General features: G+C 59.1%; 19 protein-coding genes and 1 pseudogene. 4 read left to right on the top strand and 16 right to left on the bottom strand.

Annotated features, from left to right (window positions below; translation table 11 throughout):
- Window positions 1–19: 19 nt before the first annotated feature.
- The 6 genes from ACR0NA_RS16215 to ACR0NA_RS16190 form a co-directional block, all read right to left on the bottom strand.
- A complete protein-coding gene (locus ACR0NA_RS16215; protein ID WP_480730619.1) occupies window positions 20–745 on the bottom strand; it encodes a HupE/UreJ family protein in 726 nt (241 codons plus the stop codon).
- Window positions 746–1,044: 299 nt separating this feature from the next.
- Complete coding sequence (locus ACR0NA_RS16210; RefSeq protein WP_480730617.1) at window positions 1,045–1,845, bottom strand: peptidyl-prolyl cis-trans isomerase; 801 nt, start codon at window positions 1,843–1,845, stop codon at window positions 1,045–1,047.
- Between the two features lie 122 nt (window positions 1,846–1,967).
- Window positions 1,968–2,816: a carboxylating nicotinate-nucleotide diphosphorylase gene (gene nadC / locus ACR0NA_RS16205; RefSeq protein ID WP_480730615.1), complete on the bottom strand. Its 849-nt coding sequence runs from the start codon at window positions 2,814–2,816 to the stop codon at window positions 1,968–1,970.
- On the bottom strand, window positions 2,813–4,381 hold the full coding sequence (locus ACR0NA_RS16200; RefSeq protein ID WP_480730613.1) for an L-aspartate oxidase: 1,569 nt from the start codon (window positions 4,379–4,381) through the stop codon (window positions 2,813–2,815). The genes nadC and ACR0NA_RS16200 overlap by 4 nt, the downstream gene beginning before the upstream one ends.
- Before the next feature lie 8 nt (window positions 4,382–4,389).
- A complete protein-coding gene (nadA, locus tag ACR0NA_RS16195) occupies window positions 4,390–5,442 on the bottom strand; it encodes a quinolinate synthase NadA (RefSeq protein ID WP_480730611.1) in 1,053 nt (350 codons plus the stop codon).
- Window positions 5,443–5,584: 142 nt separating this feature from the next.
- Window positions 5,585–6,481, bottom strand: coding sequence for a LysR family transcriptional regulator (locus ACR0NA_RS16190; protein ID WP_480730609.1), 897 nt, complete (start codon window positions 6,479–6,481; stop codon window positions 5,585–5,587).
- Between the two features lie 136 nt (window positions 6,482–6,617).
- Here ACR0NA_RS16190 and ACR0NA_RS16185 point away from each other — a divergent pair, with 136 nt between their 5' ends.
- A complete protein-coding gene (locus ACR0NA_RS16185; protein ID WP_480730608.1) occupies window positions 6,618–7,619 on the top strand; it encodes a sterol desaturase family protein in 1,002 nt (333 codons plus the stop codon).
- 76 nt (window positions 7,620–7,695) lie between these two features.
- Entirely contained in the window at window positions 7,696–8,520 is an 825-nt protein-coding gene (locus ACR0NA_RS16180) for a 3-methyl-2-oxobutanoate hydroxymethyltransferase (RefSeq protein WP_480730606.1), read from the top strand.
- A 90-nt stretch (window positions 8,521–8,610) separates the two neighbouring features.
- Here the strand turns inward: ACR0NA_RS16180 and ACR0NA_RS16175 are convergent, their stop codons facing one another.
- Window positions 8,611–9,570, bottom strand: a complete 960-nt coding sequence (locus ACR0NA_RS16175) for a lysylphosphatidylglycerol synthase transmembrane domain-containing protein (RefSeq protein WP_480730604.1) — start codon at window positions 9,568–9,570, stop codon at window positions 8,611–8,613.
- Between the two features lie 513 nt (window positions 9,571–10,083).
- Between ACR0NA_RS16175 and ACR0NA_RS16170 the strand changes: the two genes are divergently transcribed.
- Window positions 10,084–11,547 (top strand): glycosyltransferase family 39 protein, encoded by a 1,464-nt coding sequence (locus tag ACR0NA_RS16170; protein WP_480730602.1) that lies wholly within the window; start codon window positions 10,084–10,086, stop codon window positions 11,545–11,547.
- Window positions 11,548–11,604: 57 nt separating this feature from the next.
- Here ACR0NA_RS16170 and ACR0NA_RS16165 read toward each other — a convergent pair whose 3' ends face one another.
- The 9 genes and pseudogenes from ACR0NA_RS16165 to ACR0NA_RS16125 all read right to left on the bottom strand — a co-directional run bounded on the left by ACR0NA_RS16165 (window position 11,605) and on the right by ACR0NA_RS16125 (window position 24,617).
- The gene (locus ACR0NA_RS16165; protein WP_480730887.1) at window positions 11,605–11,922 is read right to left on the bottom strand and encodes a hypothetical protein; all 318 of its coding nucleotides are present in this window, start codon (window positions 11,920–11,922) and stop codon (window positions 11,605–11,607) included.
- A 132-nt stretch (window positions 11,923–12,054) separates the two neighbouring features.
- Window positions 12,055–12,456 (bottom strand): annotated as a pseudogene (locus ACR0NA_RS16160) (glycosyltransferase family 25 protein); the annotation flags it as partial.
- Between the two features lie 127 nt (window positions 12,457–12,583).
- A complete protein-coding gene (locus ACR0NA_RS16155) occupies window positions 12,584–13,819 on the bottom strand; it encodes a lytic murein transglycosylase (RefSeq protein ID WP_480730600.1) in 1,236 nt (411 codons plus the stop codon).
- Between the two features lie 117 nt (window positions 13,820–13,936).
- Window positions 13,937–15,619: a thiamine pyrophosphate-binding protein gene (locus tag ACR0NA_RS16150; RefSeq protein WP_480730598.1), complete on the bottom strand. Its 1,683-nt coding sequence runs from the start codon at window positions 15,617–15,619 to the stop codon at window positions 13,937–13,939.
- Window positions 15,616–16,977: an amidase gene (locus ACR0NA_RS16145; RefSeq protein WP_480730596.1), complete on the bottom strand. Its 1,362-nt coding sequence runs from the start codon at window positions 16,975–16,977 to the stop codon at window positions 15,616–15,618. Before ACR0NA_RS16145 ends, ACR0NA_RS16150 begins: the two co-directional genes overlap by 4 nt.
- A 2-nt stretch (window positions 16,978–16,979) precedes the next feature.
- Window positions 16,980–19,391 (bottom strand): FAD-dependent oxidoreductase, encoded by a 2,412-nt coding sequence (locus tag ACR0NA_RS16140; RefSeq protein WP_480730594.1) that lies wholly within the window; start codon window positions 19,389–19,391, stop codon window positions 16,980–16,982.
- Entirely contained in the window at window positions 19,388–21,790 is a 2,403-nt protein-coding gene (locus ACR0NA_RS16135) for a GcvT family protein (RefSeq protein WP_480730592.1), read from the bottom strand. Before ACR0NA_RS16135 ends, ACR0NA_RS16140 begins: the two co-directional genes overlap by 4 nt.
- On the bottom strand, window positions 21,787–23,076 hold the full coding sequence (locus ACR0NA_RS16130; RefSeq protein ID WP_480730590.1) for an aspartate aminotransferase family protein: 1,290 nt from the start codon (window positions 23,074–23,076) through the stop codon (window positions 21,787–21,789). Before ACR0NA_RS16130 ends, ACR0NA_RS16135 begins: the two co-directional genes overlap by 4 nt.
- Window positions 23,073–24,617: a trimethylamine methyltransferase family protein gene (locus ACR0NA_RS16125; protein ID WP_480730588.1), complete on the bottom strand. Its 1,545-nt coding sequence runs from the start codon at window positions 24,615–24,617 to the stop codon at window positions 23,073–23,075. The genes ACR0NA_RS16130 and ACR0NA_RS16125 overlap by 4 nt, the downstream gene beginning before the upstream one ends.
- A gap of 110 nt (window positions 24,618–24,727) precedes the next feature.
- Between ACR0NA_RS16125 and ACR0NA_RS16120 the strand changes: the two genes are divergently transcribed.
- A complete protein-coding gene (locus tag ACR0NA_RS16120) occupies window positions 24,728–25,609 on the top strand; it encodes a LysR substrate-binding domain-containing protein (protein WP_480730586.1) in 882 nt (293 codons plus the stop codon).
- Window positions 25,610–25,737 lie beyond the last annotated feature (128 nt).

The following is a 25,737-nucleotide window of genomic DNA, read 5'->3' as shown; positions in this document are numbered from 1 at the left end:
CTGCCAGCCAACTATCGGATTATGCCCAAAACCCAACGACACGTTCAACCAGCCAGTAGGCGGAGACAGCCCCAACAAAGTAGCTGACTGTTGTATTCATCACCTGCAGGTTGGATTTCCCGACCGGGACAAAAAATTTGAGCGTCCAACCAATGATCAGTACGGCCGCTACAAACAGAATTTGACCGATCTCCACACCCAGATTGAATCCCAGCAAGGCGACAAAAATATCCCCTTCAGGCAATCCGATATCGCTCAGCGCACCAGCAAATCCAAGCCCGTGCAAAAGCCCGAACGAGAATGAGACAACCCAGGGCGCCCGTTCGGATAAGCGAGGCGCGTCGTCGGTCCTTTTGGCTATTTCGACGGCAAGAAAGACTATCGACAAGGCAATGAATGCCTCGACCGGAGGCGCGGGCACATGGATCAGGCCAAGAGAGGCAAGTGCAAGCGTAATGCTGTGGGCCGCAGTGAATGCGGTAATCGCCCCCAGCAGCCGCCAGAAGTCGCGGATCAGAAAGAGCAGGGCAAAGACGAATAACAGATGGTCAAACCCCTCCAGAATATGTTCGACACCCAGGGTGATATAGGTGCGCAAGACGGACAGGCGAGTTGTGTCTCCAGGGACTACGAAAGTGATCTGTTCAGGAACAAGCCGTGTGGTTGATGCCGGGCTGTCCAGCAAGTCTACGCGCAGCAAGACATCGGTTCGGGTGTCCTCAAGTCCTGGAACTTCAATCGTCATACCCGCAAGGCCGCTGGGGCACCGGGTCGTCCACTCTGAGATCCACGCAGCACCGTCAAATCGCGGGGCAGGGGGGGCAGAGACTTCGCAAATCTCCGGCAGTCTGGCTTCGATTGCCATCGGCTTTTGCTGAACGTCAGGCTTTCGCCAGAAAACGCGGTAGGTATCCGGTGAAAGTTCGGTTATTTCCAGATACCCCGGATCCAACGCGTGCGCTCGGAGGTCGGCAGGAGTAACGAAATTTATGCCGATCGCAATGCACGCGGTTAAGAAAGCTTTTAAAAACAAGTACTTACACATCATTCTTCGTCTATTTTGACCTGATACTTGCTCAAAAGCGCTTCATTCAGGCTATCCCGCGCATTTGCCTGTCGACCCTCCCGCCATTTTAACAGAACCGCAGCGCGGGCGGTTTCGAACTCTGGCAAGGTTGCCTCGGCCTTTTCCAGAATGCGTACCAGATGCAGGCCATAACCAGACCGAATTGGGCCATCCCATTCCCCCGGTTTCAAATCATCCAGCGAAGCCGCAAAACCGACGCCGAAAATACCGTCGATCCGGGGGGCGTTCATCGGCGGGACCTGAGCAGGCAAAAGGCTCAGCGCTCCGATCCCGTCCGGAATGTGCCCTGCGTTCAGCTCTTTCAGAATCGCGTCCGCAGAACCTGCAAAGTCCTCGTCCAACAACACCTGATCAAAGGCAACTGATCCGGGAATTTCAAACTCCGCCCTTTCACTCAGAAACAGATCCATCAGTTCTTCGTCATCCGGGGTTTCAGCACTTGCCGCCGAAGTTGCAATGAACTCCATCTTTTGTCGCAACCGGTTTCGGATCACGGCATCCCCTTCGTCCATCCGCAAGGCGCGCGCTTCGCGAACAAGGATTTCCTCGAATACCTGATTGTCGATCAGCGCTTTCAGCTCATCCGGACCGGGTTTGCGTCGCCAGGTTGCTTCAAATTGTTTCTCCAAGGCCGTTATGTCGGCTTGGGTAATTTTAATCTCCAAGGCTTCAGGTTGCGTCTGGGGGGTATCGGCAAAGCTGTACAGTGCAAAAATACCGGCGCCCATGAGCAGGAAATGAACAAATGGTTCCCGCACAATGCGGAGGAATAAAGAATCTGACACGACGGACCCGACATGAATTGAACTATAAGGTGATCCTAGACCACCTCAGTCAGTCCGCAAGCCTCGGGTGAAGGGTTGCTCTGGGTCGTTGCCGGTCAGAAATCCAGTCCCAGATCGACGGTTCTGTAGGAATGTGTCAGCGCGCCTGAAGAAATGTAGTCGACCCCGGTTGCAGCGATTGCGGCCACGGTGTCACGGGTGACGTTGCCGGATGCCTCGCTTACCAGGCGACCTTCGATCATTGCGACCGCCTTGTGCAGCGTATCCGGCGACATGTTGTCCAGCAGAACCACATCCGCACCGCCGGTTTCCAGAACCTCTGAAAGCTGGTCCAAAGTGTCGACTTCGATTTCGACTTTCATCATGTGCGAGGCGGTCGCCTTGGTTGCCTCGAGCACCTTGCGGATGCCACCGGCGGCGGCGATGTGATTGTCCTTGATCAGGATCGCATCTGACAGAGAATAGCGGTGATTGAACCCGCCACCGTGCAGAACGGCCTGTTTCTCGACAATACGCAGACCCGGCGTAGTCTTGCGGGTGCAGGTGATGCGCGCTTTTGTACCCGTGGTTTCGGCAACCAGCGCGGCGGTTTGGGTTGCAATCCCGCTCAGCCTTCCTGCGAAATTCAACGCAACGCGCTCACCGCTTAGGATCGAGGCTGCGCTGCCCCGGATTTCCATAAGCGTGTCGCCCTTTGCGCAGGTGATGCCGTCAGAGACCAAAGTTGTGACCTCCAGCGTCGGATCGACCAGCCGAAAGGCCAGTGCCGCGACCTGCATCCCGGATACCACGGCGTCCTCGCGCGCGTTCAGCCTCGCAGTATAAGTGGTGCCCGAAGGAATCACCGTTCGCGTGGTGATGTCGCCATAGCTGCCCAGATCCTCCATCAGCGCGTTGCGTACCAGAGGCTCAAGAATAAGGTCGGGCAGGGTTGCGGTGTTCATACTGCTTCCTTTGCAATGGTGCTCCGCAGCGCAACCGCGCGATCAAGTGTCAGACGCGACCGCTGGCCGGGATCGGGCAGGGGGCTCGGAAAATCGGACCGGAAATGCGCGCCACGGCTTTCCTTGCGCAACAGTGCTGCGGCAGCAATCAGGGTGGCGGTTGCGGTCATGTTGAGAAACCCGTCGTCGGATCGGCCATCAGCCTCCAGCCGCGCGATTTCGGTCAGCGCAGCCTTCAGCCCTGTTTCGTCTCGCACGACACCGACATTTCTGGTCATTGTCTGCCGAAGTTCCATAACCGCATGCATATCGGTCTTTGAGCCGCCATCGTGAAAGGCCAGCACAACCTCGGGCACGTCACCGGTCATCTCAATGCTGTCCAAGATGTCCAGTGCGCAAGCGCGCGCAAAAACCAAAGCTTCGAGCAAACCGTTCGACGCCAAACGATTGGCACCGTGCAAACCTGTGGATGCTGCCTCGCCACATGCCCAAAGACCGCTCAGCGACGTGCGCCCGTCAAGGCCGGTGGCGATGCCCCCCATATGGTAGTGGGCGGCAGCTGCCACGGGAATCGGGGATAGGGAAGGGTCCACGCCATTGCGACGGCAGGCGTCGGCCACAGCCGGGAATTCAACGCCGATCCGATCACCGATGGCCTGTCGCGTGTCCAAAACCGGGCGGTTGCCGGCCTGAGTTTCGGCAAAAATCGCCCTGGCCACGATGTCCCGGGGTGCCAGTTCTGCATCGGGATGGATGTTGGCCATGAACCGGTGACCATCGCGGTTGACCAGTACTGCACCTTCCCCTCGCAGCGCTTCGGTTGCAAGCGGGGCAGGGTCCTCACCGACATCAATGGCCGTGGGGTGGAATTGAACGAATTCCGCATCCGCGATTTCCGCACCTGCACGCGCGGCCATCCCGATCACCTGACCGCGTATGCGCGGGGGATTGGTTGTCAGGGCAAAAAGCCCGCCGGAACCACCGCCCGCCAGCAGACAGGCGGACCCTCGCAATACGACCGGTTGCGATCCGCCATCCGAGGAAGAGGTCAGAACGACACCCGTGACGCATTGGCCCTGCGTTTCAAGCCTGACGGCCTGAGCGCCTTCGATAACCTGTACCGAAGGGGTCTTCCGCAGCTCGGCGATCAGCGCGCGCATGATCTCGGCCCCGGCCTGATCCCCTTTGACGCGAACGACACGCGCTATGCTGTGGGCTGCTTCATGCGACAGGACATAGCCACCGTCTGCGGTGCGATCAAAACCCGTGCCAAGATCGGTCAGGTCCAGAATATGATCGCGCGCCGCGCGGGTCACATATTCGGCCACATCCTGCAGAACAACGCCGGCCCCGGCCTTTTCCGTGTCTGCTGCGTGTGCCTCAGGGCTGTCGGCGGGGTTCATCGCCGCGGCGACACCGCCCTGAGCCCATGCCGAACTTGCCCCTGTTCCCAATGGATCGGGCGAGATCATCACAACCGGGCGGGGCGCCAGTTTCAGCGCTGCATAGACGGCGGCAAGGCCGGCGCCGACTATGACCACCCGATTGGTGGTGATCTCTTGCATGGCCTAACTCAGATGCCCAGCTTGCGCGAAAGGTCGATCATGCGCTCAACAGAAAGTCGCGCCTTGTCGGCGACGGTCGCGTCAACCTCGACCTGACCGGTCATGGTATCCAGCGCATACAGCACCTTCTCCAGCGTGATCTTTTTCATGTAGGGGCACATGTTGCAGGGTCCGACGAATTCGACCTCGGGCAGTTCATCCGCAATATTCGACGCCATCGAACATTCGGTGATCAGCAGCGCCTTTTCCGGCTTTTCCTTCGTCACATAGTTGATGATACCGCTGGTCGAGCCGGAATAATCCGCCTCGGCCACCACATCGGGTGGGCATTCGGGATGTGCGATCAGCCGGGTGCCGGGGTTCCACTCGCGGAAATCGCGCAGGTCCTGAGGCGAGTATTGCTCGTGCACGATGCACGACCCCTCCCACCAGACGACGTTCTTTTGCGGAACATCCTTGGCCACGTTTTGCGCCAGATACTGATCCGGCGTCATGATCACCGTGTGGCTTTCCTGCGCGGCAACGATTTGCGCGGCATTGGACGAGGTGCAGCAGATATCGGATGCGGCCTTAACTTCGGCCGTGGTGTTGACATAGGTCACCACCGGCGCGCCGGGATAGCGGCGGCGCATTTCGGCAATCCCGTCAGCCGTTATCGATTCGGCCAGCGAACATCCGGCCTCCATATCCGGCATCAGCACAGTCTTGTCCGGGCTGAGAATCTTGGAGGTTTCGGCCATGAAGTGCACGCCGCACTGAACGATGACGTCCGCCTCGACCTCGGTGGCCTTGATGGCGAGCTGCAGGCTGTCGCCGACAAAGTCTGAGATACCGTGATAGATTTCGGGGGTCATGTAATTGTGACCCAAAATCACGGCGTTACGTTCCTTTTTAAGCTGATTGATCGCCTTGACATAGGGCGCATAGATCGCCCAGTCCGCAGGCGACACGACGCGGTTCATACGGTCGTAGACATCGCTCATCTCCGCCGCCAGTTCGGGCGAGGGGGAAAGGTCGTATTTTTCGGAAAGGTTTGCGCGCAGCGTGGGTAGGTCGAACACGGGTTTGTATTCTCTGCCTGTTAGTATCCAGACGTGGAATAGTTGTTTCTTGCCCCATTGGCCATAGTGTTGTGCCGCTAACAGTCCGACAAAGTTCTTCATCGGCGGTACGGCGACGCGTCCACCAGTCTAAATTTCGTGTCTAACCTGTGCGCGCCCGCAGTTCGGATGTGTAATCCAGAAGCCATGTTCTGAACTGCCGCGCAGGCGGGCGAAGCGCTGCGCGGTCGGGGTAAATCAGGTGATACGCCTCTTGCCCCGGCACCTGGATGCCGGGCAGGCAGGGGACAAGTCCGGCCGCTCGAATGGCTGAATCCGAAGCGGGTGCGCGTGCCAGCGCAATGCCGACGCCATTTACCGCCAGCTCGGTCGCCATCAGCGAATTGTCTGCAAAGAAATACCTTGCCAATCCATGAGACAGCCGCAGTTCCTCAAACACACCGGGCCAGCTGGCACGATGGGTGGAGACCTCGATCAGGGTATGGTTGAACAGGTCCTGAGCAGAGTGGATACTGGCCGCAATATCCGGTTTCGCGACCGGATACAGAACCTCGCGCATCAACTCGTCCCCGTCTGTGCCAAACAGTGATGGATTGCCGAACACGATTTGCAAGTCAGTGAATTGATTTGCAAAATCCGCGATCATGTTACCGGTGCTCAGGGCCAGACTGACCCGCGGATGGGCGGCCTGAAACTCGGGCACGCCACGGGCCAGAACACCATGCGCGAACAGCAGAACGGATTGAACGAAAAGCCGCTGTTCGCGGCTTTCGCCAAACAGTCCGGTCGTTGCGGTTTCCAGCATCAGCAACGATTGCTGGACCGATGGCAGATAGGCCCGCCCGGCCTCGGTCAGCGTCACCGCGTGCGCGTGACGCTGGAACAGGGGTGTACCCAGCCGGGTTTCCAGCGCTTTGACCTGCTGACTGACGGCAGCGGGCGACATGTTCAGCTGCGCCGCCGCGCGTGCGAAACTTTCGGTGCGAGCTGCAGCTTCGAACACGCGTAGCCAGTTGAGAGAGGGGATGCGGGTGCTCATGCCCGCAGGCTAAGCAAAACTTATCCTAACCGGCAAGACAATATGTGCTGAGAATCTGGCGGGCGGTCATAGTGTCTTCGCCAGCGAACTGAAATCCGCTGCTTTGCAGCCTTGCCCAAGCCATGAGAGTCGAGACATGACAAGTCCCGCCAATGCTCCGCGCCCCAAGCGGAAAATCTGGAATTACACACCCCAACTGCCGATTCAAACCTCGCCCTATTGGGACTGGCCGATGAAGCCGCTGGCATCGCTGAAATACCTGCTGCAAAGCTGGAACCCGCTGGCGCTGCGGACGCTGATGCTGATTTTTGCTATCATCACATGGAATTACCTGACGCCGTCGCTGTCCCGGATCGAAACGTTTAGCTGGGACTGGGTAGCGGAAATCTGGTTCCGCAATTTCTGCATCCTGATGGTTGTTGCCGGTGGCCTTCATCTGGCGCTTTGGAAGGTCCGCACGCAACAGGATGAATACCGCTATGACATGCGCCCGATGATGAAGGGCGCCAAGGTGTTCACCTTCAAGAATCAGGTCTGGGACAACATGTTCTGGACGCTTGGCCCGGCGCTGACCTTCTGGACCTTCTGGGAATGCTTCATCCTGTATGCCTATGCCAATGGCTGGATCACGATGATCACTTTTGACAGCAACCCTGTCTGGTTCTCGGTCGTGACGATCCTGATCCCTGTCTGGGCGGGCTTCCACTTTTATTGGCTGCACCGGCTGCTCCATGTCGGTCCGCTGTACACCAAGGTTCACGCTTGGCATCACCGCAACATCAACACCGGACCGTGGTCGGGTCTGGCGATGCACCCGGTGGAAAGCTTTTTCCTGATGTTCGACACGATGATCTTCTTCCTTGTGCCGTCGCACCCGATCCATGCGATCTTCCTGCTGTTCCACCACGGAATTGGCGCGCCAACCTCGCATGCAGGGTTCGAACATCTGAAGCTCGGCAAGAATGCCAAATTCCAGGTGGGTGACTTTTTCCACCAGCTGCACCACAAGTTTTTCGACTGCAACTACGGCACATGGGAAACTCCGTGGGATGAGTGGTTCAATACCTTCCATGATGGTTCGGACGACGGAAACGAAATGGTGAAGGAACGCCGCCGCAAAATCTGGGCCGCCGAATAACACAGGCAAGCAAGGAAACCTCAGAAGCCGGGCCTTTCGAGGTCCGGCAATTCACGTTTGAAAGACAGGGAACGCGATGAAAAACATCTATACTTTTGGCCGCCGACCGGCGCAGCGCAACTATACCGTCAAGGACCTGCTGGACCTGAAAAAGACCGGCCAACGCCTGACGATGTGCAACCCCGCCAACGAGGCCGAAATGCAGGCCTGCGTCGATGCGGGGATCGACCTTCTGACGCTGTGGGACGTGCATCTGGACATGGCGCGCGAAATTGCGCCGACGCATTTTGCGGGCACTGCCATGAACTGGGGTCAGTTCGCCACCAAGGACGAAATCATGCGCCACGCCATCGATTGCATGGAAAAGGGCGCGGACATGTATTTCACCAACCGATCCTACGAAGTGGTCGAAATGCTGGCCAAAGAAGGCATTCCGGTTCAGGTGCACATGGGGCTGGTGCCGTCACTCAGCCACTGGGCGGGTGGTCTGCGTGCCTTTGGCCGTACCGCCGATGAAGCGATTCAGATTCACGACACGTTCAAGCGCTATGAAAACGCCGGAGCATTCGCATGCGAGATCGAGTGTGTGGCCGAAGACACCCTGCGCCTTCTGAATGATCGCACCTCGATCGTTACCATCTCGCTGGGATCGGGCAATGCGGGCGATGTGATCTTCCTGTTCATGGCCGATATCTGCGGCGAGGCCGAGAACCCGCCGCGCCACGCCCATGCGTTCCGCGATCTGGGCCGCCTGCACAAGCAGATGTATCAGGAGCGCGTCGAGGCGCTGCAAGAGTTTCAGTCGGAAGTGCGCGCCAAGGCGTTCCCCTATCCGGCACAGGCGATCTCGATGCGGGCCGGTGAACTGGAGAAACTTCAGGAATCTCTGGACAAGCTTTGATCGGCGCAAGCCAACCGGAAACCAATTACCGGCGCCTGAATGTGCGCCGGAGTCTTAATGGATCAGGATTCCCGTTTGAGCTGATGACACCTATTCGGTGGGTATGGATCGCCCGGTTTTGGCCTTTTCCGTAAGCAGGAATGTAAGCGCCCCAAGGCCGCCGGCCGCAAACATGACCCCCTGCCAGACCAGACCTGCGGCCAGAATAACAGCGGCATCTCCGTAGAGAGGGGCCAGAATGCTGGCCAGGGTCCCTTCACGCAAGCCCAGCCCGTTCAGCGACACGGGCAGCACCGCGACTAGTTTGGCGATGGGCCAGGCGAACAGCCAGTGGCCCGGTTCGATCCCTGCTCCGGCAGCCTGGGCCAGTCGGAAGGAAATATAGACAAGCCCGAACTGGATTGCGGCGGACAGGCACAGCGCCAGGCAAAGATGCAAGCGCCGTTTCGATAAGGTTGCAAACTCGTCACCCAAAGAGTGAACGAAGTTCCGGCCGGGCAGGGATGGTGCAACGGTCCAGATAAGCGGAAGCAGCCGGAAACCAACAACTGCCAGTGCCGTGAAACCCAGAAAGACCAGCACGGTTTCTATGGTGAGGCTGACACTTCCGCCGCTGGTCAGCGCCCAGGACAAACCAATGACGGACAGGATAATCAAAGCCGCAAAATCTATGAACCTGTCGGTTGCACCTGCTGCAACAACATGGGGGCCGTTGCCGGTGGCCGCATAGACGATACCGCCCCTGACCGCGTCGCCGCCGATGGCGCCGGGCAGGCAAAGCCCTGCCGCCAGCCCGGAATAATGAGATCGGATCGCCGTAAGCGGCGAAACCTTGAAATCGAGGATGAACCACCACTTGAGTGCTGCGGCCAAATGCAAAGCGAGAAATGCGGCCAGAACCAGCAGAAAGTCCCCGACGGTCAGACGACTGAAGGCTTCGGACAGCGCATCAATCGGAATGACCCAGAACAGAGCGGTCAGGATCAGCGCCGACCCGGCGACGCGCAACAGGTACTTCTTTGTTGCGCTGGATTTACCCTTCCCGGTCATTTGATGGTTTCTTTCGATCTCATCAATCGCACTCCAAAACTCAAAAAACGGTTCATCCCGGACAATAGGACAGATTGGGACATCGAGGGTGTGAATACTAAAATACTATATCTTAGATCTGTTTATTCTGCGGCTTCTCTTCAGTCTTCTTCAGGGTTGCCAAGTAACGATAAATACGTTCGCAAATCCGATTTTCACCTTCAAGATCCGGGACCGAAAGCTCAATTCAACAGCGGGTATGTTTATCAGAGGCTTGTGTCGTGATTTTGTCAACAAATGATGCCGTGAGCGAGAAAAGTTAACCTATGGGCAACAGAGGGCCATCGACGACACCCGCATATTCAGTTCCATATCGACTCGTGACCGTGGATTGGGGATGATCGAACAAGCCTTGTTGGGCGGATTTAAGACGTTTCACTGTGATTGCTTTCTGCAAGGGCCGGTCCCGGCGGGGACCAGAAAGCAGGAAATACTGGCGCATTGAATTTGACTGTGGATGTCCGGAGAAACCGCATGAACCAAAACGTCCGGTCGCTTGGCCGCAATGATCTGGCGCTACTTTTGTTCATTCTGCTTCTTGCAGCGGTACTCAGAACCGCCGGGCTGAATGCTCCTTTGTGGTATGACGAGATCTGGACGGTCGACACGCATGTTCGCCTGCCTTGGGGCGAAATGATGCGCGATTACTCGATGAACCATCACTACTTTTTCAGCATGAAGGCAAAGCTGGCGTCCCAGATCTTTGGGCATGAATCCTGGGCCTATCGCCTGCCTGCTATGTTGTTCGGTGTTGGCACAGTCGGGGCAATCTGGTGGCTGGCCAGGGATGTCGCGAGTACCAAAATCGCTCATATTTCGGGTCTGCTGGTGGCGCTGTCCTATCATCAGGTCTGGTTTTCCCAGAACGCGCGCGGATACACCGAGCTCGCTTTCTGGAGCACGCTTGGCCTTATTTTCTTTATGCGTGGAATGAACCGTCCTTCCGTAGGTGTCTGGATCGCCTTCGGGCTGACGGCCGCTGCCGCAGTCTTTACTCATCTGACCGGCGCATTTTTCTTTGTCGCGCTTGGGCTAGTTTGGTTGATTTCGCTGGTGACCGGATTTGGACGAGGCGCACTGACCCGCGAATGGGTTCTGAACGCGCTGCTGGGTGTAATGGTTGCCTCGGCCCTGATCCTGTTGGCGTACCTGCCGATTTTTCCTAGCATTGTGGAAACCGTCGGTGGGGTTTCGGAAACTTCGGCGGTTGATCCGATGCAGGAATACCAAAACCCGCTTTGGACCGTAGTGGAAGGGTTGCGAACTGCAATCGGGAACACCGGCCCCCTGACACTTGTCGTCGCGGTCTGCGGGTTGGTGGTCATTGCGTTTGGGGCTTTGGGTGCGCATGGGACGCAGCCGCTGTTTTTTGCGTCTGTCGCAGCGCACATCATCGTAACGCTTGTTGTCCTTTTGGCGTTCAACATGCGGATCTGGCCAAGATTTTTCTTTGCCGATATCGGGTTTTTCATTGTGCTCGCCGTGATTGGTTGCTGGTACGGCTCAAACCTGATGGCCGACCTGTTCAACCGACCCGGTCTTGGACGTCTTCTGTTCACAACGGGCGTTGCCGTGATGATCGGTTTGTCGGTTCTTCTTGTTCCGCGAAACTACGTCGCCCCAAAGCAGAATCTGGCCGGGGCTTATGCGCTGGTGACAAGTTTGCGTGGTCCGTCAGAGCGTGTTCTGGCCATCAACCCCGGCGGTCCGGTGTTTGAAAGTCACTTCGATGCAGACTGGCCAACCATCGGAAGTTCCGACGCCTATATCAAAGAAATGGCGAAACCGGGCCCAGTGATGTTGGTGGTCTTGTTTCCGTCCCGAATGTTTCGGGCCATCCCGGAACTGGCGCGTGACGCGGATGAGCAGTTGGAATTCGTCCGCGAATTCGCCGGGACACTGGGTGACGGTCAGGTACTGGTGTTTCGCCGCAACTGATCCGCCAATTCCAAACCTCCTTGTGGATTAAGAACCGACGTGATCGGGGCAGGAAAATCAACTGGGGCGTTGCGTCCACTTCTGGAACAGTTTTTCGTATTCACGGCGGTTTTCCACACGCCTGACATGCGTGCGGAGTTTGTCCGCATCCTCAGCATCGATGCCTTTTGGGTGAATGCGGGACGCAAACTGCGCGAAGTCCTTGTTGAATGACAGGTCCGTCGCAAGAAGCGGCTCGATTGTTACGGCCCGAACATCCTCTCGTGCAGCCATTACCTCGTGAACCCAGACGTCCGACGTTGTCTCGATCCGTTTGAACTGCTGCAATAGCAGGGCGGCCATATGGCCGTTCAGGATGTGTGCCGCATTGCTCATTACCGGGCGATCGCTGAGTTCATAGGTTTCGGGCAGATGCTGAAAGGGCCGTTCGCCGGAAGAGCACATTCTTATCAGAACGTTCTGCCGAGTGGGTGAAAAGTCCTTGGTAAAACGATCGAGAATTTGGCGCGCGTTATGATGAAAGGCCACGTCGTCTTCGCAGATCATGAAGTAGTCGTTGGGAGATTGGGCGCAGTACTTCCAGACCTCAATAAAGGACAGCCAATTGGCGACCTGTTGGGGAATGATGATGTTGTTTTCGCATTTGCATTTGTACTTTTTCCGGATGAAGCGAGGCAGCAGATCAATGAAAAAGCCGAGTTCAATGGACCTGTTGCACCTGAAGCAGATCGGAAAATTGGCAACTTTCCCGCTCATATACGTATCCCTGACTGCGTCAGAGTCCGCCGGAGTTGCGTCGATGATCAAAAACTTGCCCAACCCGAACTCGGTCAGATGTTTTTGAATATGCGCGCGCCGCCTTTCGTCAGCGGCGAGTGATACAACCAGAGTTTCTTTAATTTCGATCATTGGAATATCGAAGTTTTGTCACAATACTAATTTGCCTGCGCGCTCCGGTATCGCAAATTCTTTTGGGTGTCTAGGAAACCGGCGTCCCGGTCAAGGTGTGGCAAACCAAAGCTGTGTGCCCTCGGCGTCATCCTCTGAGTTCCGATTTCATGCTGGCTTGCGGGAAACAGGTCGGTGGGTGCCCGTTGGCCTGCTGCCAGCGGCCAATGGATCGCCGTGTCCTGAAACCGGGCAGGCCGTCAGCGCCACCCACATCGTGCCCCTGTTTTTCCAGCGCCCGCTGCATCGCTGCGATGTCCGAACGATAAAGACCGCCGACCTTTCCCCAGGATGCCGTGAAATCGCCCATGCCGTATTCGATGCGGTCCCCGACATGACCGACGAACAGGGCATAAAGATCACTCATGTTATAATCCTTCAGAACATAGAAGTTCGGTGTGACGATAAAGGCAGGTCCATTTCGGCCCGCAGGCATCATCAGATATCCTTCGCCTGCAAGTTCGTGCGCGGGAAAGGGTTTGCCGGATACACGGGTGACGCCCATCCCGGCCCATTCGGCAACGGGTCTGCCCTGATCCGGCCCTTCCAACGCGCAGGACACCGACTCCGGAACGGACACTTCGAATCCCCAGTCCCGACCCGAAACCCAGCCATGGCGGGCCAGATAGTTGCCAATCGACGCAATCGTGTCGGCCTCGGAATTCCAGATGTCACTGCGGCCATCGCCATCGCCATCCACTGCATATTGCAGGTAGTTCGTTGGCATGAATTGTGGCTGACCCAACGCGCCCGCCCAGCTGCTTTTCATGGCGCGGCCAGAGATATTACCTGTTTCGGCAATTTTCAGGGCGGCAATCAGTTCCTCAAAGAAGTAATCGGATCGGGTACTCATGAACGCCTTCGTCCCTAGAACCTGGAACGCGTCATGGCGAATGGCGACCCGGCCATAACCGCTTTCGCGGCCCCAGATGGCAAGAATGACCTGAGATGGCACGCCCGTGGACTTTTCAACCCGGGCAAGGGTTTTGGCGTGCCGCTGCGCCATCTGCTTCCCAACGGATGTCGCCCCGCCGACCGAGCCTTTGTTAAAGTACTTTCCCGGTGATCCGAATTCGGCCTGACGCTGCTTCTTGGGCGTTCTGGCCTTTGTCCCCGGCGGGACCAGATCCGGCAAATCCCAGTTCAGCGTCACCCCTGTAAAAGCCTGCTTCATGGTTTTTCGCGACACACCGGCGGCACGGGCCTGCGGCCAGACCGTCTGATCCAGCCACAACTGAAACTGCCTTTCAACCGCGGCGCGGTTCTGTGCTGACGCTGATCCCGACCAGAGGATCAGGCAAAGGACAATTAGCACGGCACGCATGGATATGGGGCTCCGGATTGAACTGCTTGTACCGATACTCTAACCCCATGATACGCTCTGGCACCAGCCGGGATGCGGCCCTGTTGTGAACCGGCCCTGTACCGGAACCGTTCAATGTCAGTTTTGCTTACCGCCCTGATCCGGGGCCTTGAACAGATCCTTGCGTAGCGTCATCAGCGCGCCGGGGTCGATGCGGGCCTGGACAACCGTTGTTTCATTGCTGGCTATTGCGGCCTGCAACGCAGATCCAAGCTCCCCCGGTCCTTCAACCCAAATCCCCTTGCCGCCGCAAAGCTCGGCGAATTTGTCGTACCTCGGGGACTGGATTTCCGCGCCCAGCAGGCGCCCACCATAGAATTCCTGTTGATAAGCCTTTTCTGCCCCCCAGGCCTGATTGTCGAGGACGACGATCACTATCGGCAATCCGTGTTGAATGGCCGTCTGGATTTCGATCATCGTATAGCCAACAGCCCCGTCACCCATGATCGCCACCACAGGCCGTTCCGGTGTAGCTGCCTTGGCTCCGACGGCTGCGGCCAATCCAAAACCGACCAGCCCGAAATCCAGCGGTGTAATCAGCGACAGGGGCTCGTAATGCGCCAGCCGATCTGCGGCCTGCAGGCATGTGTTGCCTGTATCAAGCGTAACGACCGCATTTTCCGGAAGGACAGCGCGTATTTCTGCCAGAGCGCGCCGAGGGTGCAAGGGCAGGGTGGAAATCTCTGCCTCAGTCTGACGTTCCGCCGCCAAATCTTCCATGTCCTTTCGGAACGCCGCTCGCCACGTATCAGCGTCCGGACGGTTTGCGGCGTGGGTCAGGGCCTCGGCTGTCAGGCGGGCATCCCCCTGTGCGGCAATCTCGGCAGGAAAGTACCGTCCGGTTGCAGAGCCGTCGATATCCACATGTGCAATGCGCGTGTTAGGCCCGACATAGTCGTGGGAGTGAAAGGTCGAATTGAAACCCAGCCGCGCACCCAGCACGACCATTACGTCCGCCTCCTTGGTCAGGCGCGAGGCCACCCGGTTGCCGCGCGGCCCCGCCTGACCGGCAAACCATGGATGCCCGTGGCGCATCACGTCTGCATGACCGGTCGAGGCCACGACCGGAACTTCCAACGTCTCTGCAAGTTTCGTCAGCGCGTCTCGTCCCTGACCCCATTTGAAGCCACCCCCGGCAAAAATGACGGGCCGCTGCGCGGCAGACAGCATTGCGGCAATGGCCGAAATATCCGTAGGCGCCGCCGGGCCCGATTGCGCCACTTTGATGGCCGCGGGATCAATCGCGGGAACTTCTGCCGCAAACAGGTCGCGCGGCACGTGCAGCACGACCGGTCCGCGACGTCCGGTATTGGCCAGCCGAATTGCGTCCTCCAGCATCGGAACCAGCCGCGACGGGTCGGTCACCATGACCGACCGTTTGCTGATCGGGGCAAACAGGGCGACCTGATCGACCTCCTGAAACGTGTCCTTGGCCTGATCCGCGCGCGAGATGGCACCGGCGATGACCACCAAAGGCGAATAGGCCAGATACGCCTCGGCCACGGCGGTTACGATGTTCACGACACCGGGCCCGGCCTGCGCACCCAGCACGACGCCGGGTTTGCCGGTCATGCGCGCCCAGGCATCGGCCATGTGGCCCGCCGCCCGTTCGTCGCGCGCGCCGACATAGGCAATCTCGCCGCCATTATACATCGCGTCGTAAAGCTCCAGCATCGAGCCGCCCAACAGGCCGAATACCGTATCGATGCCGTTGGCTTTCAAGACGCGGTAAACCGCTTCTCCGCCGTTTATGAGTGTCATGAACTTTCTCCGGTCAATGCGCGCTCGATGCTTCGGGCAAAGCGCAGAAGTTTAGCGTCCGAGCCTTTCGGCCCGGTGATATGAAGGCCAACCGGCATTCCGTCCGAGGACGTACCGAACGGCAGGGAAATCGAGGGCAGTTCCATCACCGGCGTCAGGGTAACGGTCCGCCAGTCTTCGGTGATCTCGCCATCTCTTAGATCTGCATCAAAGGGCAGGCCGGTGGCGGTTGGCCACAGGGCAAAATCGTAGCGTTTAAAAAAGTCGACGACATGTTCCCAAACCTGTGCACGGGTGTGCTGATAGGCAATCACGTCCATCAGGCTCAGCGCCTCTGCCTGCGCGCAGGCGGTACGAAAGCTTTCACCCGCCAGCGCCATGTCCGGGTTCAGCATGGCGCGCACCGAAAGGGCCGATTGCCCGCGGATCAAATCGCCATGTTCCAGAAGGGGCGAAAGATCCGGTTCACCCTGTTCGACCTGCCACCCCAACTCGCGACACAAGCTTTCAACCGGCGCAATGGCAGCTTGCACCGAAGGATCGACGCGTGCCCCGAACGGGGCAAGCGACAGGGCCAGTCGTCCCGGCGGGTCGGACTGTTCCAATATGCCCAAGCCGGGAAGGACGCCGTCAAACATCAACGGCTGCGATGGCGTGCGACCCTGCATGACCTCCAGCATGAGCGTCAGGTCCGTGACGGTTCGCGCCATTGGCCCGGGAACATGCAAGCCGTCGAACGGGGTCGGGTTTGGCGACATCGGCACCAGCCCCGTACTGGGCCGATACCCCACCACTCCGCACCAAGCCGCAGGTGTGCGCGTGCTGCCGCCCAGATCCGAGCCATCCGCCAGCGCCACCATACGCACGGCAAGTGCGGCGGCTGCACCGCCCGAACTGCCCGCGACGGTCTTCGCCGGGTTCAGCGGGTTGCGGGTTGTTCCGACAACAAGGTTCGCGGTTTGCCCGGAAAAGGCAAACTCGGGCGTGTTGGTCTTGCCGACGATGACCGCCCCGGCTTGTCGCAAACGGCCTACGTGTATCGCGTCCCGTTTCGGCACATGGTTCGCGAAACTCTTCGACCCCCAAGTGGTGCGCAGACCAGCAGTTTCGAACACATCCTTGATCCCCACGGGCACTCCATGAAGTGGCCCGGCAAATTCCCCGCGCGCAGCCATCTGGTCCAGTTCGGCTGCCCGAGACTCTGCGGTTTGCCAATCGAGGGTGACAAAGGCTTTGATCGCAGGTTGATGCTTTTCGATCTGCGCGCGGCACGCGACAAGAACCTCGCTTGCGGAGAGGTCCAGATTACGCAAACGCTTTGCAAGTTCCGTGGCGCTAAGATCCGTGATCCCTGTCATGATTATCCATCCGTACCCGGTCGTCGGTTTTCAGGATCGAATACAGCCTTTTCATGCACGGTCACGCCATATGTTTCGTTCAATAGCTGAACCGTCAGATTTACTCGTGGTGTGCCCCTGCGGACGAACAACCAGCCAAGGCTTTTGTCCACGGTGTACCCATAGCCGCCGGATGTGGTCAGGCCGATGACCGTGCCATCAGACAGAACCGGTTCACCTCCCGACACATCCACACCGCCACTATGAATTTCGGCAAAAAGCAACTCCCACTCAGGCTTGCGATCCAACAGGGCTGCGCGTCCGACAAAATCCCGCCCGTCACTTTTGACGAACCGCTCCAGCCCGACATCGAAGGGGCCGACATCGGTGGTCAGTTCGGCGCTCGCGCGATAGGCTTTTTCCATTCGCATCCCGTTGAAGGCATAAGACCCCAGATCGATCAGCCCATGCGCCTCTCCCACCTTGAAAAGGGCGTCGTAGAGATCACCGATTTGCGACAGCGGGCAGTGCAGTTCCCATCCCAGTTCACCAACAAACGAGACGCGCAATGTGTAGCAGGCGATCCCGGCGATCTCGATCTCCTGACCGGACAGCCACGGAAAGGCTGCGTTCGACAGGTCGGTACGGGTGAGATCCGACAGGATGTTGCGCGACGCGGGTCCCGACAGCGCCAGCATCCCCCAATCTGCCGTTCTGTCGATGATCCGAACGTCTTCACCTTTGTGGATATGACCTCTGATCCACTCCAGATCGGGCTTTGCGCGTGCAATCGGTGATCCGGTGAAAAACCTGTCTCCGGCAATGCGCCAGATCGTGATTTCGGATTCGAACCGGCCTTTGGGTGTCAGCAGATGGCTCAGATTCATCCTTCCGTCACGGGCCGGTATGCCATTGGCGGACAGGCGATCCAGCAGGTTGCCCGCGTCCTTGCCGATAATCTCGAACTGGGCAAAGGCGCACAGATCGATGACACCAGCAGCGTCCCGCGTGGCCACAGCTTCGCGCTTTGCGTTCTCATGCCATGCCTGCCGACTCCAGCCGATCTGTTCTTGTTCGCCAACCTCACCGAAATACCTCGGTCGTTCCCAGCCCGCGACTTCCCCGAAAACCGCGCCTTTGGCGGCCAGTCGGTCATAGAGTGGATGGCGCTTCACGGGCCGAAGCGAATGGAATTGTTTGCCGGGGCAGGGGGTGTCGTGGCGCCGCATGAACTCATCTTTCGTGCGCTCGACGATGAATTGGCCGGATGCGAAATTTCCATAACGGCGCGGGTCGAGCCCGCGCGTGTTGATCTGTGTTTCACCATGCACCATCCAGTCGGCCAGCACCTTGCCAGCCCCGCCACCCCAGGCCAGCCCGATGGACGAACCGCAGGAAAGCCAGACATTCGGCGCGCCTGACGGTCCGACCAGCATGCCCCCATCCGGCGTATGGGTGATGGCACCGCGCACCACGCGTTTGATCCCCAGATCGGCTAAAATCGGCATCTTACCGAAAGCCACCATCAGAAAATCACCGATACTGTCGTAATCCGCCTGAAACAGCTCATTTTCAGCCGCCCAGGGCGCGCCATCGGGCATTTCCCAAACCGTTGGGCACACGTGACCTTCGTAGATGCCGATCAGCCCCGATTTTTGCTCCTGACGAATATAGCCACCAAAGGCGTTGTCGCGCATGACCGGCAGTTCTGCGCGGCCCTCGAATTCAGGAACGGCGTCGGTCACCAGATAGTGGTGCAGGCAGGAAACCGACGGGATCGTCAGACCGAACCATTCTCCGACCTGATTGGAATAAGATCCGGCAGCAATCACCACATGTTCAGCCAGTACATCTCCGGCTTCGGTCCGCAGCAGCCACATATCCCCTTTTCGGCTGGCCCCGGTCACCCGGTTGCGGCGTTCGATCACCGCGCCCCGTGCGCGAGAGGCAGCGGCAAGTGCCATCGTGACGCCAGAAGGGTCGATATGGCCATCCTCAAAGGTTCGAACGGCGGCCTTCACGTCATCCACGCGGTAGAACGGATTGTCTTGGGCGACCTCATCCGGCCCAACCAGTTCCATGGGCAGATCCAGCAGTTTGCCGACCCCCATGATGGACTTCATCCAGTCCACCTCGTCATCCGTTGTGGCGATGCGGAACCCGCCAACCTCGTGCCAGCCGATCGACTGCCCGGTCTCCCGCTCGACCCGCTTGTAGGTCTCGATCGAGGTTTTGTTGATCCAACCCATCACCCGGCTGCCAACCGCATGGGCGATCTGCCCCGCCGCATGCCATGTCGAGCCCGAGGTCAGCTCGGACTTTTCGAACAGGATTGTATCTGTCCAGCCGTTTTCGGCCAGTTGGAACTGGGTGGCGACACCCATGATCCCGCCACCGATGATGGCGACCTGCGTGGTGCGCAGCGTATCGCTCATGAATATACCTCTTTGATCGGTTTGGCCGTGGCGCGGGCGGTGAAACGGGTACAGGCGATTTCCACCTCGAACCCGTCTATGACGGGCTCGGACCGAATACGGTCCAGCGCGCCGGTCAACATCGCCAGAGCAACCGTGCACCCCAACCGGTCACTCCATGCCGCCGCGGTGATCTGACCAACCACATTATCCTCGTAATAGATCGGTTCGTCATGGATCGGGATGGCGTTTGGATCGTCAAACAGTATCGAGACGATCATGCGTTCGGGTGTACCCGCTTGCCTTATCGCCTCTTCCCCGACAAAGCCGCTGCCCATGGCGCAGAACTGCTGCAATCCGGCCTCCACCGGCGTTACGCCCGGCGTCAGTTCATGCCCGAACGCCCGATACCCGCTTTCGATCCGCAAGGTGCCCGAGGCGTACAGACCAGCATGCGTCGCGCCTGCAGCCACCAAAGCCTCATGGGCGCTCATCGCCATATCCGAAGGTAGATACAACTCGTACCCGTCCTCGCCAGTAAAGCTCAGCCGCCCGGCCCAGCCCCGCGCCAGACCAACCTCGACCGGGGCAAATTGAAATCGTTTCAGATCGGGAACCGGGGTGTTGGTTGTCGCCTGCAAAACCTCGCGTGCGCGGGCGCCCGCAAGCCCGATGATTGCGTAACCGCTGGTGACATCCGTGATTTCGACGCGAAAACCCGGCCTGAGGTCCCGCATCCGCTGCAAATCGCGGACAACCTCTCCGGCCCCTGTGATCATCAGATACATGTCCGGCCCGTGCCGCTGTACCGTCACATCGGATTCGATGCCTCCCCGGCGGTTCAGGATCTGGCTATAGGCGATGCGGCCGGTCGCAATGTCCATTTCCGCCGCACATAGCCGATTGAGGAAAGCGCAGGCATCCGGTCCCTGTACCATGATCTTGCCAAAGGCACTTTGATCCAGAATGGCAGCGCTCGTCCGACAGGCGGCAACTTCATGTCCTACCTGCTCGCGCCATTTCGGAATACCGAACGTCAGCGGCAGATGTGCCGCCTCGCCACCGAAATGCACCGCGCGTTCCCAGCCGCCGCGGCTTTCGAACTGCGCGCCTGCCTGCACAAGCCCTGCGTGGATGGGCGAGCGTCGCTGACCGCGTGCCGTGGTCATGGCACGACCCGGATAGGGGTTGTCATAGTGACGGCCCAGAACTTCGGGTATCCGTTCCTCAAGCGCGCCCAGAACGTTCATCTCGGGGCCAAAGCGGCGAATGTCGGCCTCGTTCAGGTCCACCGTCGGCTCACCTGCGATGATCCAGTCCGCCATTGCCTTGCCTGCCCCGCCAGCCAGAGCGATACCCGTCGAATTCATCCCGCCCAGCAGGAACAGTCCCGGCACGTCCGGGCTTTCCCCAATCATGAACTGGCTGTCGAGGGTAAAGCTCTCCGGCCCGTTCAGCAGCATCCGCACCTCAGCCTGCTCCAGCGCCGGAATACGGCGCAGGGCGTTTTCCATCATCGGCATGAAGTGATCCCAGTCTTCATCCAGCAGATCGAAAGAGAAATCGGCGGGCAGACGATCCAGCGGCAGGCCCTTCGCATGTGGTTCGAACGATCCGACCAGCAACCCCTCGACGTCGTCGCGGGCATAAAGAAACGCGTCCTGATCGTTCAGCGTCGGCAGGTGCGTGCCGGGTCCAAGCGTCTGAACCTCGGGCAGGGGTTTCGTCAGGATGTAGAAATGTTCGCAGGCGTAAAGCGGCATGTTTGCCCCGGCCATAGCGGCGACCTCGCGGGACCACAGACCGCAAGCGATCACCACCTCATCAGCGGTGATGAGGTGATCTCCAACCTCAACGCCGGAAATGCGCCCGCCTTTCTTCTGCAACCCCGTGACAGCCGTGTCTTCGAAAAACCGCACACCGCGTGCGCGCGCGCCTTTGGACAGGGCCAGTGCCACATCCGACGGGTTGACCCGCCCGTCAGCCGGTGACCACACGGCCCCTATCACATCGTCCACCTCGATCAGCGGCCACAATTCCTTGGCGCGCGCTGCATCGACCACATGCGCCTCAAGCCCGAAGGCCCGACCGAGTGAGACCTGACGCTTGATGTTGGTCAGCCGGTCCTGATTGGTTGCCAGCGTCAGTGATCCGGTTTGGGTCCAGCCTGTGGCCTGACCGGTCTCTCTCTCCAACTCGCCATAAAGGTCGATTGAGTAGTTGATCAGTCTGGTCAGCGTCGCCGAAGGGCGCAACCGCCGAACCAATCCGGCGGCGTGCCAGGTGGTGCCGGATGTCAGCTTGGATCGCTCCAGAACCACGATGTCCTTTCGCCCCTCGCGGGCAAGGTGATAGGCAACCGAACAGCCAATGACCCCGCCACCGATGATGACCGTTCGCGCGTGTTTGGGCAGGCTCATTGCAGCACCCCGTCCCGGATCATTTCCGTCAGCGTGTCGCGAAAGGCGTCAAGCGCCTCGTCGATATGACTGACCTCATGCGCGCCCGAGGTTACGCCCGATGTGTACGACATCATGTCGACACCGCGCTCCAACAGCCCATTCCGATAGGCGCGAACAATGCCCCCCGGCAGGCCGCGTATCTGGGCAGGGGTCAGACCACTCAGATCACGGTGTCCGAAATGCAGATGGAAGGCTGAGCTTTCGCCATAGGCAAACCCACTCACGCCAAGCTCGGACATGATCGCATTCATGCCGTCGCGCAAGCGTTGCGCCATGGCGTCTGCTCGCGCCTGCGCCTGTCCCGAGGCCAGCAGCGGCATCGCCGCACAAGCCCCGGCCGCAATCAGGGGCGAGGCGTTGAAGGTACCCTTGTGACTGACCGGAGGGGACAGACCATCGCGGACGGCTGCGTTGTTCATAAGCTCCATGATTTCTGCCCGTCCACAAACTGCGCCACCCGGCAGGCCGCCGGTTACGATCTTGGCCAGCGTCGTCAGGTCCGGCGTAATCCCGTCGCGCGCCTGACGTCCGCCCGGCGACCAACGGAACCCGGTGATGATCTCGTCAAAGATCAGAACCGTGCCCGCCGCGCGCGCCACATCGTGAATGCCCTTCAGCGTGTCCGTGGACATCGGAATGCTGCCGTAATTCGCCCCCGAAACCTCGACAATGACAGTACCGATGCGGTCGTCCTGCAATGCGCTTTCCGCAGCCTGCGGATCGGCGGCGCACACCTCGATCAGGTCGTTCACCGCGTCTGGAACGCCCAGCGTCGTTGGAGCATCGCTACCCGCCTTGGCCCCTTTCATCGCGTAATCGTGCCAACCGTGGAAATGGCCGTCGATGCGCAGCACTCTGTCCTTTCCCGACCATGCGCGCGCCAGCCTGAGGGCCAGCATCGTCGACTCGGTCCCTGACGCGGTAAAGCGGGTTCTGTCGGCCGACGGAAACAGCCGGTTCACCCATTCGGCCCATTCGACCTCCGCTTCATGGCAGTCGGCGGAAAACAGGGATCGCGCGGCCTGCTCCTGCACCGCCTGCACAATCGCGGGATGGCAATGGCCCAGCATCTGACTGGCCGAACCCATCTTGAAATCCACATAGCGCCGACCGTCGGCATCCCATTTTTCGGCGCCTTCGGCCCGGTCGAAACAGATGGGATATGGTTCCCGGTATCGCAATTCGTGACTGACCCCACCGGGTAAGTTCTTGCGGGCCCGTTCCGCAAGGGTTTCGGATTTCATTCCGGCCTCCCTATGTCAGCGCGGCTTAGTCGGATGTCAAAGGCGTCGCGCAGAGCCCTGTCTATCGCATCGTCGATGTGGGACGGGTAATGTGAGGCCATAATTTCGCGCGCCGCAGTCTTCGCGGCCTCTCCGACCGGTTTGGCCCCGTCCTCCTGCCATTCGCGCGGGGTACGGCGGTCGCCGAGATGAGGATAGAAGTAATCCGATTTCATACGACCGAAGGTGTGGGTCTCACCCAGATAGTGACCTTCGCCCCGGCACACGTTGGCAATCACATCGGCGGCGATGTTATCCGGCGTTGCCTCAACCCCGCGAATGGTACGCAGGATGTTGCCCAGCAGGTCATTGTCGCTGACATAAGCCTCAAGCGATACGCCCAGCAGGCTGGCCTGCATTCCTGCGGCCTGTGTCACGATGTTCGATCCGGCATGCGCTGCCATGGCCACGGCCAGCGACTTTTCTGCGCCATATTGCGCATCCAGCGTCTTGGCATCGGTGATGCCCGCGATGGAGCTGGTCGGCAGGTCGAAATGCCGCCCCATCTGTGCCGCCGCCGCCATCAGTATGGCCTGTTCGCCGCCGCCGCCGGACATGGACCCGGTGCGCAAATCGGCCACAAGTGGTTTTGGTGCAAATATCGCGCGGACCGGCGCGTCGACCAGACGTGCAAACACCAGCCCCGCCAGCGTTTCCGCAACCGCCTGAACCAAAGACCCCGCTATCGTCGCCGGGCTGGTTGCACCGGCTTGACCGGCGCTGATCAGTTGCACGGGGAAACCCGCCAGAATGGCACGCTCCAGAACCTCGCAGGCGTCTTCGGCAAATCGCATCGGCGGCACCACATGACAGACCATCACCGTCAGAAACGGTCGGTCGCGAAATGCCTGTTCGCTACCGGCGACCCGATAACACAATTCGGCAATGGCGGACACGTTTTCCGGTTCGCTGATGGAAATAGAGACATGTTTGGACGTGCCCATCAGGCAGGCATAGGCCGTGTTCAGATCCATCACCGCATTGTCTGCGATATCGCGTGCCACGACCGAGCGGCTGAAATGATGAATGTTCTCCATCCGGTCAGAGATGCGCGCGGCATCATACAGGTCTTTCAGGGTCGAGTCGCGATAGGCCCCGGTGTCGATGTCAAACACACCCGGCGCCGCGCCCCCGGTAGACATGTGGACGCGCGCGTCCTTGATGCGCAGATCGTGCTGGATGTCCTGGCCACACAAGGAAAATCCACGGCGCGCGTCCTTTATCGCCGCATTGACCAGAGCGCGCGGAAACAACAGGCGGCCATCCCCGGTCAGGCTGCCCCCGGCGTCGGTGACACGGCGGATCATCGACGGGGTCGCCTGACTCAGCCCCAGTGTTTCCAGCAGTGAAAGAACGCTTTCCTCGACCAGCTCGACCTCATGCGGCGCAAGCGGTTTGAACCGACCGCCTTCGACACCCGGCCAGACGGCTGGGTGTTCGTCCGGTAGCTGAGCACGGGCTATGCGGTCTTTTCGACCTCGCCGCCGCGATTGAGGTGCCATTCGCTCATGAGCCTGCTTTGTTGGTGAAATCAAAACACACCGGAAAATCACTGTTTACAAAGACAGGTTTCTCAACATTAGATGAGTTTGACTCATCTGCTAGGTTTGCCATGCTCCCGTCTTTGCCCTCATTGCGCGCGTTTGATGCGGCGGCTCGGCTTGGCAGCTTCAGAGAGGCGGCCTCTCGGCTATCGGTCAGCCCCACAGCAATCAGCCATCACGTGCGCGGTCTTGAGGAACAACTGGGCATTCGCCTGTTCGACAGGTCCGGGCGCAGGATTGCATTGACCGAAGATGGAAAGCGGCTGGCAGAAGCCACTGAACAGGCCTTTACCGTTCTCGAAGAAACCGTCGATACCCTGCAGGGTCGATCCCGCAACGTCGTCAGGATTGCCGCCGGTCCCATTTTCACCGCCCGTTGGCTGATGCCCCGGATCAGTGATTTCTGGGATCGTCATCCGGGTATCGAACTGGAGGTTGTCCCGTCGTATCGGCCCATGTCGGTCGGCGGGCAGGGGGCCGATATCATCATTCGCTGGGAACGGGTTCAGAATGTATCGGCCAGGACGGTGAAGCTGCTGGAGCTGCGACCGGTCGCCGTTGCCAGCCCTGATTTCATCCGACGTCACGGCCCGTTCCGGCAACCGTCGGACCTGCTGGATGTGCCGATCCTGCATCAGCGCGACCATTGGGGATGGCTTGACTGGTTCCGCGCCCTGGGCGTGGACACGCCCGACCATCTGCGCGGCCCTGTGTTTGAGGACGCCAATGTTCTGCTAAGGGGCGCGGCGGATGGGCAGGGGGTCATTCTGGGCTGGCTGCCGCTGATCGCTCAGGACATCAGCGAGAAGCGGATTGTCAGAATCTTCGATGAGAATATCCCGCCCAGCCATGGCTATTTCGTAGAAGTGCCCGAGGCGCGATCCACCAAACGGGTAAGAACTGTTATGAACTGGCTATCCGAAGGGCAGGAACCGGCAGGGCAAATTTGACCGGTCATTTGTCATCTAAAGCTCGGAATTCGCTGCAACTGACCCTGCATTGAACATTGTTTGCAAACTGGCCGGGGTTTCAAAACCCTTGAGAAATTTTGGTTTTCTCCTAATAATCGAACGGGATC

The organism is Ruegeria sp. C11 (assembly GCF_056537725.1).
Note: the sequence above shows the minus strand (reverse complement) of the source record. Positions and strands in the feature narration are given on the sequence as shown.